This window comes from Falsiroseomonas sp., from assembly GCF_051859025.1.
In the GTDB taxonomy this organism is placed as follows: Bacteria; Pseudomonadota; Alphaproteobacteria; order Acetobacterales; family Acetobacteraceae; genus Falsiroseomonas.
Map to the genome: position 1 here is coordinate 1 of NZ_JBHYGL010000022.1, position 16538 is coordinate 16538.

17 protein-coding genes, 1 tRNA gene and 2 pseudogenes are annotated in these 16538 nt (G+C 69.1%); 7 read left to right on the plus strand and 13 right to left on the minus strand.

Translation table 11 applies throughout. The features are described from left to right. Positions 1-52: 52 nt before the first annotated feature. The 3 genes and pseudogenes from ACTIE5_RS17830 to ACTIE5_RS17840 form a co-directional block, all read right to left on the minus strand. Positions 53-358: a hypothetical protein gene (locus tag ACTIE5_RS17830; RefSeq protein ID WP_439551058.1), complete on the minus strand. Its 306-nt coding sequence runs from the start codon at positions 356-358 to the stop codon at positions 53-55. Positions 359-857: 499 nt separating this feature from the next. After that, on the minus strand, positions 858-1214 hold the full coding sequence (locus ACTIE5_RS17835; RefSeq protein WP_439551059.1) for a hypothetical protein: 357 nt from the start codon (positions 1212-1214) through the stop codon (positions 858-860). Positions 1215-1570: 356 nt separating this feature from the next. Further along, a pseudogene (locus ACTIE5_RS17840) lies at positions 1571-1780 on the minus strand (hypothetical protein); the annotation flags it as partial. A gap of 10 nt (positions 1781-1790) precedes the next feature. Between ACTIE5_RS17840 and ACTIE5_RS17845 the strand changes: the two are divergent. Beyond that, positions 1791-2091: pseudogene (locus tag ACTIE5_RS17845) on the plus strand (transposase); the annotation flags it as partial. Between the two features lie 595 nt (positions 2092-2686). Here the strand turns inward: ACTIE5_RS17845 and ACTIE5_RS17850 are convergent. Beyond that, complete coding sequence (locus ACTIE5_RS17850; protein WP_439551060.1) at positions 2687-2824, minus strand: transposase; 138 nt, start codon at positions 2822-2824, stop codon at positions 2687-2689. A 259-nt stretch (positions 2825-3083) separates the two neighbouring features. Here ACTIE5_RS17850 and ACTIE5_RS17855 point away from each other — a divergent pair, with 259 nt between their 5' ends. Beyond that, the gene (locus ACTIE5_RS17855; protein ID WP_439551061.1) at positions 3084-3251 is read left to right on the plus strand and encodes a hypothetical protein; all 168 of its coding nucleotides are present in this window, start codon (positions 3084-3086) and stop codon (positions 3249-3251) included. Further along, positions 3248-3478 carry a hypothetical protein gene (locus ACTIE5_RS17860; protein WP_439551062.1) on the plus strand — a complete coding sequence of 77 codons (231 nt, stop codon included), beginning with the start codon at positions 3248-3250 and terminating at the stop codon, positions 3476-3478. Before ACTIE5_RS17855 ends, ACTIE5_RS17860 begins: the two co-directional genes overlap by 4 nt. Before the next feature lie 174 nt (positions 3479-3652). Here ACTIE5_RS17860 and ACTIE5_RS17865 read toward each other — a convergent pair. After that, positions 3653-3726 (minus strand) — tRNA-Arg (locus tag ACTIE5_RS17865). A 117-nt stretch (positions 3727-3843) separates the two neighbouring features. Here ACTIE5_RS17865 and ACTIE5_RS17870 point away from each other — a divergent pair. The 4 genes from ACTIE5_RS17870 (at position 3844) to ACTIE5_RS17885 (ending at position 6637) form a co-directional block, all read left to right on the plus strand. Continuing rightward, complete coding sequence (locus tag ACTIE5_RS17870) at positions 3844-4353, plus strand: ferritin-like domain-containing protein (RefSeq protein WP_439551063.1); 510 nt, start codon at positions 3844-3846, stop codon at positions 4351-4353. A 90-nt stretch (positions 4354-4443) separates the two neighbouring features. Beyond that, positions 4444-4635, plus strand: coding sequence for a hypothetical protein (locus ACTIE5_RS17875; protein WP_439551064.1), 192 nt, complete (start codon positions 4444-4446; stop codon positions 4633-4635). Continuing rightward, on the plus strand, positions 4632-6026 hold the full coding sequence (locus tag ACTIE5_RS17880; RefSeq protein WP_439551065.1) for an amidase: 1395 nt from the start codon (positions 4632-4634) through the stop codon (positions 6024-6026). Before ACTIE5_RS17875 ends, ACTIE5_RS17880 begins: the two co-directional genes overlap by 4 nt. A 23-nt stretch (positions 6027-6049) precedes the next feature. Next, complete coding sequence (locus ACTIE5_RS17885) at positions 6050-6637, plus strand: HupE/UreJ family protein (RefSeq protein WP_439551066.1); 588 nt, start codon at positions 6050-6052, stop codon at positions 6635-6637. A 49-nt stretch (positions 6638-6686) separates the two neighbouring features. Here ACTIE5_RS17885 and ACTIE5_RS17890 read toward each other — a convergent pair whose 3' ends face one another. The 8 genes from ACTIE5_RS17890 to ACTIE5_RS17925 form a co-directional block, all read right to left on the minus strand. Next, positions 6687-8402 (minus strand): hypothetical protein, encoded by a 1716-nt coding sequence (locus ACTIE5_RS17890; protein ID WP_439551067.1) that lies wholly within the window; start codon positions 8400-8402, stop codon positions 6687-6689. After that, positions 8393-9484, minus strand: coding sequence for a protein-glutamate methylesterase/protein-glutamine glutaminase (locus tag ACTIE5_RS17895; RefSeq protein WP_439551068.1), 1092 nt, complete (start codon positions 9482-9484; stop codon positions 8393-8395). Before ACTIE5_RS17895 ends, ACTIE5_RS17890 begins: the two co-directional genes overlap by 10 nt. Further along, positions 9481-10332, minus strand: coding sequence for a CheR family methyltransferase (locus ACTIE5_RS17900; protein ID WP_439551069.1), 852 nt, complete (start codon positions 10330-10332; stop codon positions 9481-9483). The genes ACTIE5_RS17895 and ACTIE5_RS17900 overlap by 4 nt, the downstream gene beginning before the upstream one ends. Before the next feature lie 4 nt (positions 10333-10336). Then, positions 10337-10885, minus strand: a complete 549-nt coding sequence (locus ACTIE5_RS17905; protein ID WP_439551070.1) for a chemotaxis protein CheW — start codon at positions 10883-10885, stop codon at positions 10337-10339. Continuing rightward, the gene (locus tag ACTIE5_RS17910; RefSeq protein WP_439551071.1) at positions 10848-12599 is read right to left on the minus strand and encodes a methyl-accepting chemotaxis protein; all 1752 of its coding nucleotides are present in this window, start codon (positions 12597-12599) and stop codon (positions 10848-10850) included. Before ACTIE5_RS17910 ends, ACTIE5_RS17905 begins: the two co-directional genes overlap by 38 nt. A 114-nt stretch (positions 12600-12713) precedes the next feature. Then, positions 12714-14414, minus strand: coding sequence for a methyl-accepting chemotaxis protein (locus ACTIE5_RS17915; RefSeq protein WP_439551072.1), 1701 nt, complete (start codon positions 14412-14414; stop codon positions 12714-12716). A gap of 32 nt (positions 14415-14446) precedes the next feature. Beyond that, the gene (locus ACTIE5_RS17920; protein WP_439551073.1) at positions 14447-14899 is read right to left on the minus strand and encodes a chemotaxis protein CheW; all 453 of its coding nucleotides are present in this window, start codon (positions 14897-14899) and stop codon (positions 14447-14449) included. Further along, positions 14896-16538: chemotaxis protein CheA (locus ACTIE5_RS17925; protein WP_439551074.1), on the minus strand; the 1643-nt coding region annotated here is incomplete at its 5' end. The genes ACTIE5_RS17925 and ACTIE5_RS17920, both read right to left, overlap by 4 nt.

The following is a 16538-nucleotide window of genomic DNA, read 5'->3' on the forward strand; positions in this document are numbered from 1 at the left end:
CAGAACATGGGCCAAGTCTCTCATAGCCCGTGGATCCCCGATCAGGGGCAGGTCAAATGTCGGTGAAGGTCTGGGCGAGCGCGCTGGCCACCGCCCCGCCCACCAGCGCGCCATCGTTGAAGCAGGGGATGACGATGCTAACAAGCGGCACGTCCGGCATGTCTGGCAGCGGTTCAAAGCTCTCCATCCCGATGGGGCCTGCCACCTGCGCCAGCGCTACGCGCTGCGCCATCAGATTGCGTAAGGAGAAGAATAGCAGACCGATCTCTCCACGCGCGATGCGACGCAGACCCTTGCCGATGTTGCGCAGCGATGCGAGTGCGGCTCCAGCGCGCAGCAGCCGTACCAGCCGCATCATTGGTACCCGTGGGTCGGGGAGGTTAGGCCCGGGCGGCATGGTGGGGCGCCCCAGCGAATTCGGGGGAGCGGGCGCTCATGACCGGCTTGCATTCACGGAACTTGCTGACGCGCAGAGCCGCAGTTCGCACGCCACCCGACCGGCCCACGTTTCGCCGGCGGCGACATCGCAGATCACGACCGCGGCGCCCCGCAAGATATAGCCGAACCCGATGCCGAGCTCGGGGCGCTGGTCGACCAATGCGCCGCCGGCAAGCGCCGCGGCAGGAGGCGAGTGTTATACACTCGCTGGCCGACAGCCGCGTAACCATGGGGGCTGAACAGACTCAGCGATATCTGCCGCGTGACGGAGATCAGGTTCGGATGCCACGCCAGCCAACGCGCCAGCTGGCCGCGCACCTGGCACAATACACATGCCGAGCCGGCCAAGGCCGGCCCTGTGCAGCAGAAGGACACTAAGTGACCGAAACCAATTCCCGCCCGGTGGCTCATGCGCATGGTTAGCTGGCGACGCTTAAGCTGCCACCTGCAATCCCTTCAATTATTCGATCCAAAACAGACCAGGCTAAAAATTCCAGATGTTCGCCTGATAACCCCACGACACTCGCCTCTTCATCCGTGAACCTAGTAGTCAAGAAAGCCAAGCCACACCAACCATCCGGCGCGGCAGCGTAAAGTGACAGCTCCGCACTGCCGTCCGCACCCCCGCAAAGCAGAATGTCGCGCCCTGACGCGCTGCTGCGAAGCGCCCCGCCCATGTAAGGCTTGAACAGATATTTTTTGATCATTTTGACGCTAATGTCGCCCGCATAAGTTCGCGGCAGCAAATCACAAGCATGCAGATCTAGGGCGGGCACCCAAGACGCCCGCCTAAAACTACCAACCCGTTGCGAGTGAGAAGTATCCTCCGCGCTTATTCTTAACAGAAATCCCTGATCGCAGAACGCATCGCTTTGGACATGCCACCTAAGCTCGCGCGAAGAGGCCCACTCTGAAATCATGCATTCCTCAACCACAAAAATTGGAAAGATCTAAGAAATTCGTAGCAACTGGCGTTGTTTTCCTGTCCGATATCAGCATGACTAATTGGACAGCCGTTCAAATTATGTTTTATTTTCGCACGCCGTTCCGCGTTCAAATTTCGCCCTGAGCGACGGTGATAAACGAGGCGGCGACGATACAACATCAGGAGTTTTGTGTACCGCTGAAGACTTTATCCCTGTTTTCGTTCGAAATGTGCATTGCGGCGTGGGAGCATGGGAACGCAGGCGGCGTAGATGAAGGTGATGGTGGCATCGAAGTCTTTCGCGAGGCGGCGGCTGCGACCGATCCAGGCGAACAAGCGTTTCACCACCGAGCGTCGCGCGTGTGCGGCGAAGCAGATCTCCCTCTAGGGCCTTCGAACGATCTCGGCGCGGATGGAGCCCAACAGGCGCAGCCAAGGCAGCCGCCCCTGCATCGAGATTGACGAGCGCGTCCGCGTCTTCCTCGCTCGCCCCATCGAGGGCGACGGGCCCTGCCTCTGGCTCGACGCGACTTATCTGAAGGTCCGCGAGCCGGGCGGGTCGTCCCCGTCGTCGTAACCATCGCGGTGCGCGTTGACGCCGGTGGCTGCGGCGAGACGCTTGGCATGGCCCTTGGCGCCTCGAGGCCGTTCTCTTCTGACTTCACTTCCTCCGCTACCTGACGCGTCGCGGCCTGCCTGGCGCGAAGTTGGTAACGTCCGACGCCCATGGACGGCGCCCTCATCCAGGACAAGGTCGAGACGGGCTACGCCACCATGGCAAGCCGGCAAGGTGACACAGTCGATGAGACGCGTCTTACTGCGCCTAGAGGAGTTTGGAATCCAGTTCAGACCGCTGCTCCAGTCGGTTACCCAACCTAGTATTCCTCATGCGTCGCCGGCGCCGTGAACCGCAGGTTGCCTGGGGTTTCGCCGGGTCAGCTTGAGGGTTGGAGAACGCCAGGAACCCGGAAATCACTCTCCGGAGTCTCTGAAGTCTCGAACCACCCGCCGGCCCTCCGCCGCGCAGCAGCGCGGTGATCCGGCGGTAGCCGTAGCGGCCATACTCAGTCGCCAGCGACACCACCGCCCCGGTCAACGCCGCCTCGTCGACCGCCACCACCCGCACCTTGCGCTGCGTCGAGTGTGGCTGGCCCAGCGTGCGGCAGGCGCGACGCTCGGGGCCTGGAAGTTTCCCTCCGCGGCATCTTTCAGGGTCTGCTTGTCCAGCGTCAGCGCTGCCACTGCCCGCTTCAGCCGCGCATTCTCGCGCTCGCGGTCCTTCAGCAGACGCGCCTGCTCCACCTTCTGCCCGCCATGCTCGGATCACCAGCGATCGAACGCCGCCTCCGATACCGCGAGCCGGCGGCCAATCTTCCCCACCGTCCGACCCTGCGCCAACTCCAACTCAGCCTGCTGCAGCAGCCCAATGATCTGCTCCGCCGTGTGGCGCTTCCTCGGCATCCCTGCCTCCTTGCAAGGAAGCCAATTCTCTCATCGCAGATGGATCCCTGGCAGGGGGGGGAAGGTCAGCCAGGCGGGCTGCGCTGATGTTCTTGATTCGTTCCTTGAGTCGCGCCATGCTGGGGCCATGCCCGAAGCGCCCCTTCCCCCTGGTGCTCTGCCTGCCGCGGTCCGGCCCCTGCCGTTCCCGACGGCCGGGGCTTGCCATGCGGGGCCTCACCCGGCGCCGGCCTGGCTGGATGCTGCCACCTTCGCCCTGATGTGCCTGGCAGCTACGGGAGCCGGGGCGGGGGAGGACGCCGCGGCCCTGGCGCGGGAGGTGGTGGCCGCGCGCTACCCCGCCCTGCCCGCCGCCCTGCTGAGCGAGGCAGCCCTGCTGGCGCTGGGCGCCGCTGTGCCGTCGCCCACCCCTGGAGATGCGCCATGACGCCGCCGCCGAGCATCCTCGGCCAGACCCGCTGGGAGTGGGAGGGCCAGGGCATCCGCTTCCGCCTCTGGACCCGTCCGGTGGTGGGGCACGGTGGCCGCAGCGTCGTGCCCGTCACCCTGCTGTGGCGCCGTCCCGACGGCACCGGCGGCATGGCGCGCTGCGGCGGCCTGATCGAGGCGATGGAGCGGGTGGCGGAAGTGCTGGCGGGGCCGGTGGCCCCCTAGCAGCCAATGGCGCGCGGAGGAGCAAGGGATGGACCAGGCCCCGCTTCCGCATGCGGTCAGCAGGGTGGGGAACGTCGTCGGTTGACCCCGCTGCGGCGCGCCACAGCGGCCCTGTTCGACCTGAAGCCCCGCCGATGTTCACGGGGCTATGTCCGCGGGGCCGGAAAAGGGGATTGTCCTCGACGGGATTCGAACCCATGGCCCCCAGATTAGGAATCTGGTGCTCTATCCTGCTGAGCTACGAGGACACCGCCACCCCGATAGCACAGCCCGCCCGGCGCATGCGAGGGGGGCGGGAAACCCGCGCCATGCCGGCCCGTTCGAAGCCCCAGGTCCACACGGAAGCGACCGAGGGAGATCGACACATGGCAAGCAGCATTCGCGACATCTACATCGCCGGCCTCACCAACGCGCATGCGCTGGAAGCCCAGGCCATCCAGCTCATCAACCGCCAGGTGGAGCGGATCGAGAACTATCCCGAGATGCGGGAGCGCCTGCGCCTGCATGGGGAGGAGAGCAAGCGCCAGCAGGAACGCCTTGCGCAGATCCTGGACGGGCTGGGCACCTCCCCCTCCAGCATCAAGGACATCGGCACGTCGCTGATGGGCAACGTCGCGGCCATCGGCCATGCGCTGGCGCCTGACGAGGTCATGAAGAACACGCTGGCCAACTTCGCCTTCGAACATATGGAGATCGCGAGCTACCGGTCCCTGCTGACCATGGCCCAGGCCGCCGGCGATACCGCCGCGCCACGCCTGCTGGAGCAGAGCCTGCAGGAGGAGATCGCGATGGCACGGTGGATCGAGGAGAACCTGGACGCCACCACCCGCCGCTACATGCAGCGGGAGAGCGCGGGCCAGACGTCCGGCGTGTGATGGCCTGAGGTGGGGGGGCCACAGGGCCCCTCCCCTTCACGCCGGTCGCAGGGCGCGCATACTGCCGGCGACGTTACCCGGAGGCGCGCCGTGGCAGATCCCTATCCCGAAGCCGTCTTCGACGCCGCCATGGCGCGGGCGGGCATCGTGCTCACGGATGCGGAACGGGCGGCGCTGATCGACGTCTCGCGCCACATCGCCGCCAGCACCGCCCGCATCCGGACGGAGCGGCCGGTGGGCGTGGAGCCCGCGACGATCTTCGTGCCGGGCCAGGGGTCATGAACGCTCTGCCCGCCACCATCGCCGGCCTGCACCGGCTGATCGCGGCCCGAAAACTGTCGCCGGTAGACCTCGCGCGCGAATCGCTGGCGCGGGCGGAACGGCTGAACCCCGCGCTGCACGCCTTCATCCGGCTGACGCCGGAATTGGCGCTGGACCAGGCGCGGGCGGCGGAAGCCCGGCAGATGCAGGGCGCGCTGCGCGGGCCGCTGGATGGCATCCCCGTCGGCCACAAGGACATCTTCGAAACCGCGGGGATCCCCACCACGGGCCATTCCCGGGTGATGGAACACCATGTACCCGCGAAGGACGCGACCGTGGTGCGCGCCTGGGCGGAAGCCGGGATGGTGATGGTCGGCAAGCTCGCCACCCATGAATTCGCCTGGGGCGGGCCTTCCTTCGACCTTCCCTGGCCGCCCGCCCGGAACCCCTGGGACACCTCGCGCTTCACGGCGGGATCCTCCACCGGCACCGGCGCGGCGGTGGCGGCCGGGATCGTGCCGGCGGGGACGGGCAGCGACACGGGCGGGTCCATCCGCGGGCCGGCGGGGCTCTGCGGGCTGGCTGGCATCAAGCCGACCTATGGGCTCTGCAGCCGCACGGGCGTGCTGCCGCTGGCGCATAGCCTCGACACCACCGGCCCCATCGCCTGGACGGTGGAGGATTGCGCGCTGCTGCTGCAGGCGATGGCGGGGCACGACCCGTCCGACCCTTCCTCCGCCAACCGCCCCACGCCGGACCTGCTGACGGGGCTCGGGGACGGGGTGAAGGGGCTGCGGATCGGCGTGATCCGGCATTTCCATGAAAGCGACCTGGTCGTGACCCCCGCGGTGCGGGCCGGCGTGGACCATCTGGCGGAGGTGCTGCGGGCGGAAGGGGCGGAGGTGCGGGACATCACCCTGCCGCCCTTGATGGACTGGAACGCCACCGGCTGGCTGATCCTGATGGTGGAGGCGCTGGCGGTCCACGAGCCCTGGCTGCGCACCCGCTTCCGCGACTATGGGGAGATCCTGCGCGAACGCCTGGCGCTGGCGACGCTCGTCTCCGGCGCCGACTATGTCCAGGCGCAGCGCCGCCGGCGCGAATTGTGCGCCGCCATGGCGGCCGCGATGCTGGATTGCGACCTGCTGCTGACCGCCGCCCAGGCCAGCGAGGCACCGCCGATCGACAAGGTGTCGAAGTTCGCGAGCCTCGAGGCCCCGGGCCTCACCATCCCCTTCAACCTGACGGGCCAGCCCGCCATGACGGTCTGCACCGGCTTCGGGGAGGGCGGGCTGCCTGTCGGCGCCCAGATCATCGGCCGGCCCTTCGAGGATGCCGCGGTGCTGCGCGCCGGCCATGCCTTCGAACGCGCCACCGCCTGGCGCCAGCGCCGCCCCGCCCTTGCCGCCTGAAGCACGCCGGAGAAACGACCACCATGAAGCGCCTGCTGCTGCCAATCGCCGCCCTGGCCCTGTCCGCCGGCCCCGCCGCCGCGCATCACCCCGTGGGCGGCGCCATGCCGGCCACGGCGATGGAGGGGCTGCTCTCCGGCCTCGGCCATCCCGTGATCGGGCTGGACCATTTGGCCTTCCTGCTCGGCCTGGCCCTGGTGGCCGGGCTGGCGGGCTGGGGCGCGATGAGGGTGGTCATCTTCGTGCTGGCGTCGCTGGCCGGCGTCGCCACGGCCTGGATGGGGCTGGCGCTGCCGGGGGCGGAGGTGCTGGTGGCCCTGTCCGTCATCGCCATCGGCATCGCCCTGCTGGCGCGGGCCGAGGCCCCCGCCGGCGCCTGGGCCGCGCTGCTGGCCGTGGCGGGCCTGGCCCATGGGCAGGCCTTCGCGGAGGCGGTGATCGGGGCCGAGGCCACGCCGGTCCTGTCCTACCTCGCCGGCCTCGCCTTGGTGCAGGCGGCGCTGGTGCTGGGAATCGCCAGGCTGGTGGCGGAACGGCCTTCCCTCGGCCTGGTGCCGCGCCTGGCGGGCCTGGTGGTCATGGTGACGGGCGCGGCCGCGCTGCTGGCCTGATCGCCCCGGGCTGCGCCGGCCAGGGCTGCGCCGGCCAGGGCTGCGACAGTCAGAACAGGAAGTCGTCCAGTTCCATCGCGGCCTCGGCGGCCTGCGGCACATCCGCGCCGAAGCCGCGGGCGATCTCCCTTTCCCGTTCCATGGTGAAGGGCACGGCATGAACCAGGAGCAGGCGGTCCCGCAGCAGGGGCGGCGGGGGTGGCGGGACGGCGGCGGATAGCAACTCCAGCTCCTGCCCCATCGCCGCCATCCCGTCCGCCAGTGCCAAGCCGGCGCCGAGGCATTCGGCCATCGCGGCCAGTTCCCCCGGCACCCTGCCGCCATCCTGCCGCAGGCCATCGATGGCCGAATCCATCGCCTTGCCGGCATGGCCCAGGCTGGACAGGCCGTTGCGCATCGCCGCCATCATGTCATCCAGCGCGGCGGCCTGGCCGTCCCCGCCCGCGGTCATCAGCGTGGAGCCGGTCTCCAGCGCGGCTTCCAGCGATTCGGCCAGGCCATCGACGCCCTCCGCCATCTGCTTGGCGTAGGCGCGCAACTCGATCGTCACCGCGCCCAGCGCCGCGCCCTGCTTGCCCAGCCGGGCGCAGCGGAAGACGGCGTTCAGCCCCGCGACGCGAAGGTCGATCTCCATGCCGCGGATGTCGGCGAGCCCGGCGCGCAGGCTGCGCATATGGCCATCGATGGCCGCCATCGCGGCATCCAGGGCCTGCCGGCTGGATTGGCTGGAGCCGACGAGCGTCGCGGCCTCCCCCAGATCACCGTCCAGCGCGCCGAGGAAGGATCGGCCATCCCGCCCACCCCGCCCGAACAGGGCCTGGCCCTGGTCGACCATGCCCCGCACTTCCACGCCCAGCCGGGAGAGGGAGGCATGGATGCTGCGCATCTCCGCCGCCAGCGTGCCGCCCGCATCGCGCAGCAGCGCGGCCTGCAAGGCGATGGCGCGGGCCGCCAGGGCATCGCGAAGGGCGGGGTCGAGGCCACTGCACCACGGGCGTTCCGCGCCATCCAGCCCGGCCAGGAGTTGTCCGAGCGCATCCGCCACATGTTCCAGCCGCTGCCGCGTGGCATCGCCGACCTGCAGGGCGGTGACGACGGTGCCGATCGCGCCGCTGATCGCCCGGCCGCGTTCCTGCGTCTGCACCGCCGTGGCGCTGGCTTCGCGGCGAAGCGCGGTGATGGCGTTAAGCCCGGCGAGGATGCGGACCGAGACGTTCCGCAGCCCGGCGCCATGGTTCCGGGTGAAGGCGGCCTGCTGGGCGGCGACCAGGGCCAAGTCCTTCATCGCCGCGGCGTGCAACTGCCCGAAGCGCCGCACGGTCTGCGCGGCCAGATCGGTCAGGCGCCGCAATTCGGTCTGGAAGGTCGCGATGTCGCGGCTGTCCGTATCCAGCCCGCTGCTCGCGATGGCGGAATTCAGCGTGAGGACGCCCAGCGCCTCATTGATGCGGGAGAGGAAGGCGATCCGCGCGCCCACGCCGCGCAGCCGGGTGCCGAGTTCGGCCAGCGCCGCATTCTCCGCCTCCGCCCGCGTCGCCAGCGTCGCCATGCGCGCGGCGGCCAGGTCCAGCTGCGTGGTGGCGGTTTCCAGCGCCTCCCCGTCCAGCAACTGGCGAAGGTCGCCGAAACGGTCGCCAAGGGCGTCGATCCGGCCGGCCGCGTGGCCCAGCCGGTCGCCCACCGCCAGCAGGTCGTCATCCACCGGCGCGAAGGCGGGCACCAGCCGGTCCCGCAGCGCGCGCAGCTTCGGTGCCGTCAGTTCCATCGCCGAGCCTCCGCCAGCAATGCCGGGATGCGGTCCAGCGGTACGACACGCTCCGCGGCGCCGAGCGCGATGGCTTCCTTCGGCATGCCGAAGACGACGCAGCTTTCCTCGTCCTGCGCCATCGTATGGGCGCCGGCGTTGCGCATCTCCAGCAGGCCGCGGGCGCCATCATCGCCCATGCCGGTCATGATGATGCCGAGCGCGTTGGGCCCCGCATATTGTGCGGCGGAGCGGAACAGCACGTCCACCGAGGGACGGTGGCGGGAGACGAGCGGCCCATCCTTGATGGCGACGTGATAGCGCGCGCCGCCGCGCTGCAGCAGCATGTGGCGATTGCCGGGCGCGATCAGCGCACGGCCGGGCAGCACCGCGTCGCCATCCTCCGCTTCCTTCACGTCGATCCGGCACAGGCCATCCAGGCGCCGCGCGAAGGCGGCGGTGAAGCGTTCGGGCATGTGCTGCACGATGACGATGCCGGGGCTGTCCAGCGGCAGGGCCTGCAGCACCATGGCCAGCGATTCCGTGCCGCCGGTGGAAGCGCCGATGCAGACCACGCGTTCCGTCGTGCGCGCCATCGCGCGGCTGACCGGTGGCGGCAGCATGGCGTCGGCGCTCAGCTTGCGTTCCACCTGGCGGCTGGGTGCACCCGCCATCCGTCGGCCGGGACGGGCCCGCGCCGCGGCGCGCACCGCATCGCAGACGCGAACGCCGGATTCTAGCAGGAACTGGGCGGTATCCATCCGCGGCTTGGCGATCACCTCCACCGCCCCCGCATCCATCGCCTGCAACAGCGTCTCCGACCCATCCTCCGCCAGCGAGGAGCAGATGATGACCGGTACCGGGCGCTGCGCCATGATGCGGCGGAGGAAGGTGATGCCGTCCATCCGCGGCATCTCGATGTCCAGGATGATGACGTCGGGCATCTCCTGCTGGATGCGCTGGGCCGCGAAGAAGGGATCCTGCGCGGTGCCCATCACCTCGATATCCGGGGCTTCCGCGATGATGCGGGTCAGCGCCTGCCGCACCGCGGCGCTGTCATCGACGATGAGCACGCGGATCGGCCTGCCGGAAAGCCCCGTCATGCCCTGCCCTCCCCTTTCTGCCAGATGGTGGACATCACGCCGCGCATGCCGCGCAGAGCGGAACCCGCCGCCGTTTCCGAATGGCCGACGATGAGGAAGCCGCCGGGGCGGAGATGCGTACACAGCCGCGCCAGCACCGCTTCCTGGGTCGGCCGGTCGAAATAGATCAGCACGTTGCGGCAGAAGATCACGTCGACCTCGCCATCCACCGCGTAGCTGGTCTCCATCAGGTTAAGCAGCTGGAAGCTGGTTGCCGCGCGCAATTCGGGCACGATGCGGCATTCCGCGCGGCCGGGGTCGCGGTGCCGCATGACGTAGCGCTGGCGAAGCGGTGGCGGCACCGGCGCCATCGCATCCCAGGGGTAGACGGCGCGCCTGGCGACTTCCAGCACCTGGCTGGAGATGTCGCTGCCGAGGATGCGGAACCCCGGCCCGGCCTGCCCATCGCGCGCCAGCTCCGCCAGCACCATCGCGATGGTGTAGGCTTCCGCCCCCGTGGACGACGCGGCAGACCAGATCTTCAGGGGACGGTCGGCGCGGCCGCGGGCGCCCATCAGCTGCGGCACGGCGACGCGCGACAGGAAGTCGAAATGCTCGGCTTCCCGGAAGAAATCGGTCTTGTTCGTCGTCACCATGTCGATGACGTGCTGGTATTCCGTCTCCAGCAGGCCGTCGTCGAACAGCGCGCCGCAATAGGCATCGACATCCATCATGCCCAGGCTGCGCGCACGCTTGCGCAGCCGCCCTTCCACCATGGTGCGCTTTGCCGGCGGCAGCTTGATGCCGATGTCGCGCTCGATCATCCCCGCCACCTGGCGGAAACGCCGCTCGCTCAGGATGTCCGCCATGGGGTCAGGCGGCCAGGGCCGCGTCGTCCAGCAGCATCGCCGCGCCGTCATCCGCGCCGATCAGCCGCGGCATGTCGAGCACGACGACGAAGCCGCCGGCGCGACGGCCGATGCCCCGGATGCAGTCGGACCGCCAGCGGCGGCCGATATCCGGCGCGGGCTCCGATTGCGCGGCGTCCAAGCCCGTCACCTCGAACACCCGGTCCACCAGCAGCCCGATGCGCAGGCGCCGGCCGCCGAGATCCAGCTCCAGTACCAGGATGCGCGTGCCCTGGCTTGCCTCCGCGGCGGGGACACCGAGCAGTCGGCGGAGATCGACGACGGGCACGCTGTGGCCCCGGACATCCGTCAGGCCGAGGAAGCTGGCCGGCGCATGCGGCAGGCGCGCGATCGGACGCAGGTCGAGAATCTCCTGCACCTGGGAGACGGGGATGGCGAAGACCTCCTCCGCCGCGCCCAGGGTCACGTACTGGTCATGCTCCGCCATCGCCGCCTCCTCCTCAGTACCGATGGGCTCAGTGTCGCTGGAATTCGGCGTCGAGGCTGTCGCCACCGCCCATGTTCAGCGCGAAGCCATTGCCGTTCGCCCTGACATGCGCCGTGCCATTGGCCTTGGCGGGCCGGGCCTTGGCGGGCTGGTCGCGGCGCATCGCGGGCTTCGCCGGCGGGCGGGCGAAGGACACCGCCCGCGCCTCCGCCACCGGCGCCACGCGCGGCGCCTCCGCATCCCCCAGGCGGAAATAGGCGATCGTGGATTGCAGCACTTCCGCCTGCGTCGACAGTTCCTCCGACGTCGCGGAGACTTCCTCCGACGCGCTCGCGTTCTGCTGCGTCACCTTATCCAGCTGCTGGATCGCCTGGTTGATCTGCCCGGCGCCGAGGTCCTGTTCCCGGCACGCCGCATTGATCTCATCCACCAGCTCCGCCGTGCGCCGGATGTCCGGCACCAGCCGCTGCAGCATCGCGCCCGCTTCCTGCGCCGTCTTCACCGTGTTCGACGACAGCGTGCTGATCTCCGCCGCCGCCGCCTGGCTGCGTTCCGCCAGCTTGCGCACCTCGCTCGCCACCACCGCGAAGCCCTTGCCGTGCTCGCCGGCCCGTGCCGCTTCCACCGCCGCGTTCAACGCCAGCAGGTCCGTCTGCCGCGCGATTTCCTGCACGATGTTGATCTTCTCCGCGATGCTCTGCATCGCGATCACCGCCTCGCTCACCGCCGCACCGCTGCGCTGCGCATCCTCCGCCGCCTGGCGGGCGATCTTCTCCGTCTGGCTGGCATTCTCGGCGCTCTGCTTGATGTTCGCCGCCATCTCCTCCATCGAGGCCGAGGCCTCCTCCGCCGAGGAAGCCTGCTCCGTCGCCCCCTGCGCCAGCTGCTCCGCCGAGGAGGCCAGTTCCTGGCTGCCGGAGGACACGTTCTGCGCCGCAACCGAGGCTTCGGTGACCACGGCGCGGAGCTTCACCAGCATCCGTTCCAGCGCCAGGCCCATCACGTCCTTGTCGGATAGCGGCTTCGCCTCGATGGCCAGGTTGCCCTTCGCGATCTCCTCCGCCACCGCGGCCGTGCCGCGCAACCCCTCCGTCATGCGGCCCATCGCTTCGATCAGGTCCCTGATCTCGTCATTGGTCGTGACGCGGGCCGTCTGGCTGAGATCGCCGATCGCGACCGCCTGGGCGACACCCACGGCCTGGCCGAGGCCACGGCTGATGGAAAGGGCGATCCACAAGGCGGACGCCGCGGCGATCAGCAGGGCGACAACGCCAATCGACAGCAGCAGGATCTTGGTGTCCTGCGCCTCGCTGGCTGCCTCTGCTCGCTCCGCCCGCATCATCTGCTGGTTCAGCGTGACCACCTGGCCAAGCCGGTCGAGCATCTCGACCACCTGCTGGCGGGCGGCGCCCATTGACAGGCCCTCAGCCTGGGCATCTTCGCCCGCCACCATGAATTCCCGCATGCGATCCTGGACGGCGACGTACTGCTGCAGCGCGGCGCGCGCGGCGACCCAATGCGGCCGCCCCTCTGCCGAGGCAGCCGCGATGGCCGCGTCGAACGCCTGGAGAAGCGCCTGGCGACGCTGGTCCATCTCTGTGGCGGCGCGGTCGACTGCGGCGCGGTCATTGGCCAGGACCATGTTCTTCTCGGCACGGACGAGCAGGAGCGAATCGGACTGCAGCGTCAGCGCGCGCTGCACACGCGTCACCGGTCCATCCAGTGCGCCTTCATAATTCGCCGTGATCGACGCCAGCTTGAACAGGCCGAGACCGACCATGCCAGCAATCATCAACAGCAGAAATCCGAAGGCTGCAAACAGCTTCGCTTTGATGGTCGCACGCATCGTTACATCTCTTTTCCGAAATTGGTTTTTGAGTTGGCCGGGCCAGGCTCAGTGTCGCTGGAATTCGGCGTCGAGGCTGTCGCCACCGCCCATGTTCAGCGCGAAGCCATTGCCGTTCGCCCTGACATGCGCCGTGCCATTGGCCTTGGCGGGCCGGGCCTTGGCGGGCTGGTCGCGGCGCATCGCGGGCTTCGCCGGCGGGCGGGCGAAGGACACCGCCCGCGCCTCCGCCACCGGCGCCACGCGCGGCGCCTCCGCATCCCCCAGGCGGAAATAGGCGATCGTGGATTGCAGCACTTCCGCCTGCGTCGACAGTTCCTCCGACGTCGCGGAGACTTCCTCCGACGCGCTCGCGTTCTGCTGCGTCACCTTATCCAGCTGCTGGATCGCCTGGTTGATCTGCCCGGCGCCGAGGTCCTGTTCCCGGCACGCCGCATTGATCTCATCCACCAGCTCCGCCGTGCGCCGGATGTCCGGCACCAGCCGCTGCAGCATCGCGCCCGCTTCCTGCGCCGTCTTCACCGTGTTCGACGACAGCGTGCTGATCTCCGCCGCCGCCGCCTGGCTGCGTTCCGCCAGCTTGCGCACCTCGCTCGCCACCACCGCGAAGCCCTTGCCGTGCTCGCCGGCCCGTGCCGCTTCCACCGCCGCGTTCAACGCCAGCAGGTCCGTCTGCCGCGCGATTTCCTGCACGATGTTGATCTTCTCCGCGATGCTCTGCATCGCGATCACCGCCTCGCTCACCGCCGCACCGCTGCGCTGCGCATCCTCCGCCGCCTGGCGGGCGATCTTCTCCGTCTGGCTGGCATTCTCGGCGCTCTGCTTGATGTTCGCCGCCATCTCCTCCATCGAGGCCGAGGCCTCCTCCGTCGAGGAAGCCTGCTCCGTCGCCCCCTGCGCCAACTGCTCGGCCGAGGACGCCAGTTCCTGGCTGCCGGAGGACACGTTCTGCGCCGCAACCGATGCCTCCGTCACGACCTTGCGCAGCGCCTCATTCATCCGCTCCATCGCATTGATGAGGTCCTTGATCTCATCATTGCTGCGCTGCTCGACCTTGCGACTCAGGTCGCCGGAAGCGATGGCGTCGGCCAGCGTCACCGCCTTGCCCAGCCCGCGCGCGATGGACAGGGCGATCCAGATCGCGGCACCCAGCGCGATCAGCAGCGCCGCGCCAGCCGCCAGCAGCAGCACAAGACGCATATCGTCCTTCGTCTCCTGCGCCTCCGCACGTTCGGTTCGCAGCAGTTCAGTACTGATGCTGATGATCTGCTGAAGGCGATCCATCATCTCCGCGACGTGGCGGCGCGCGGCGCTGGTGGACAGTGTCGCCGCCTGCACTGGATCCGCGGCGCGCACCAGGTCCCGGATCTGGTCCTGCGCCTGGATGTACTGCTGCAGCGAAGACCGCACCTCCACCCAGCGCGGGCGGCTGGCCTCCGTGGCACCGGCGATGGCATTCTCTACGAAGCCGAGAAGTGCCTGCCGGCGCTGCTCCATCTCCGCCACGAACTGGTCGGATTGCGCGCGGGTCGGCGCGACGATCACGTTCTTCTCGGCGCGAACCAGCAGGGCCAGATCCGACTGCGCGGTCTGCGCCCGCTGGATGCGCGGCACCGCGTCATCCAGCACGCCCGTATAGGTGTCCCCGACGGAAGCGAGGCCGTTGAGGCCGAACGCGACCATCCCAATCATCAGCATGATGACGCCTCCGAAGGAAGCGAAGAGCTTGGTCTTCACGGTGATGCGCATGGCGCCTGCGTCCTATCGGGTTGCGGGGAGGATCAGTTCAGGATTTGGCTGAGGTTCGGCAGGATCAGCAACTCGTCGCCCCGCATGCCGATGCCGCGGATGAATTCCGGCCGCCAGCGGATGCCGATACGCGGCGCCGTCTCCAGTGAGGATGGCACGATCTGCGTCACCTCGAACACCCTGTCGGCCAGGATGCCGACCGGTGTCGGCTCTCCCTCCAGGTCGAGCTCCAGGACGATGATCCGCGTATCCGGCGTCGGCGCCGCGACGGGCATGCCGAACTGCACGCGCAGATCCGCCAGCGGCACGATGCGGCCGCGCACATTGACGACGCCGCCGACGAAGGACCGAGCACCGGGTACGGCCGTGATCGGCACCAGATCCAGGATCTCCCGCACATCGGCGGCCTCGATCGCGAAGATCTCGCCGCCGATGCCGAGGGTCAGCACATCGATGGCACCGTCGGGAAGGATGTCCTGCGTCATGCCGCCTGCCTCATCCGCGCCCGGCGTCCCTCTTCCTCCCCGATCTCCAGCAGGTGCGCGACGTCGAGGATGAGCGCCACGCTGCCGTCGCCGAGGATGGTGGCGCCCGAGAAGGTCTTCACATCCGCATGCAGCCGCGAGAGCGACTTGATGACGGTCTGGTGGCTGCCGAGGATCTGGTCGACCACCAGGCCAAGCCGCTGGTCGCCGGTGGAGATGATGACCACCTTCTGGTGGGGATCGGGCGACGTCGCGCAGCGCATCAATTCGCGCAGCCGCAGGAAGGGCACCAGCGCGCCACGAATCTGCAGCAGGCTGTAGCCGCCCGACCGTCCCTCCTCCTGCGCCGGCAATTCGACGCATTCCTCGACCGCGGAAAGCGGGATCGCGTAGCAGCCCTCGCCAACGCGCACGAGAAGACCCTCGATGATCGCGAGCGTCAGCGGCAGGCGCAGCGTCACATCGGTGCCGCGGCCCGGTCGCGTCGCGATCTCGATGGAGCCGCGCAACTGCTCCACCGTCCGCTTCACTACATCCATGCCGACGCCACGGCCCGAGATGGCGGAGATCTCCTTCGCCGTGGAGAAGCCGGGCTGGAACAGCAGCTGGTGGATCTCGTGATCCGCCAGCCGCGCATCGGCGGCGATCAGCCCCTTCTCGATCGCACTCGCGCGGATGCGCTCGGCATCCAGGCCGCGGCCATCGTCGCTGACGGTGACGAGCACTTCCGCGCCCGCATGACGCGCCGAAAGCCGGATACTGCCGCCGGTCGACTTGCCGGCCGCCAGGCGGGCATCCGGCGCTTCCAGGCCATGGTCCACGGCATTGCGGATCAGATGCACCAGCGGGTCGGCCAGCCGCTCGATCATCGTCTTGTCGAGCTCGGTCTCCTCGCCGTTCGTCACCAGTTCGACGGGCTTGCCGAGATCGCGCGACAGGTCGTGCAGCAGGCGGCGGAAGCGGCTGAACAGCGACCCGATCGGCAGCATGCGGATGCCCATCGTCGTGTCGCGCAGTTCCGCGACCAGGCGGCCGATCTCCTCCGCCACCGCCGTCAATCCGGGCTCCCCGCCGGTGGCGAGCTGGCTCAGCCGCGCATGGGCGATCACCAATTCGCCCACGCGGTCCATCAGCGCGTCGAGGCGCTCCGCCTGGACGCGGAGGCTGCCGCCGACACGGGCGATCTCCCCCTCACCCCGCGGGCGCTCCGCCATGGGCTGGGCTGGCGCCAGCGCGACCGGCGCGGCCACTGGCTGGGCCGGGGCGGGCGGGACATCCGCCGCCGACGCCAGGCTGATGTCGATCTTCGCGTCGTCGCTGACAAAGATGAAGACTTCCTCGATTGCCGCACGCGAACAGGCGCTCCGCAGCCTCACCTGCCAGCCGAGGTGGCAGCTTTCGGGATCGATCTCATCGAGTGGCGGCACCGCATCGACCAGCGCCGTGACCGTCACCGGCCCCAGGGACCGCAACTCGTCCAGCATGAGCAGGGGGTTCGTGCCATTGACCAGCGCCTCCGCCCCCAGGCGGAAACGGATATGCCACTCGGCCTCCGCAGCCGGCTGCGGCGCGCTTGCCGCGGCATCCGCGCGATCCACACCCACGCGCTCCGCGCGATCCACACCCACGCGCTCCGCGC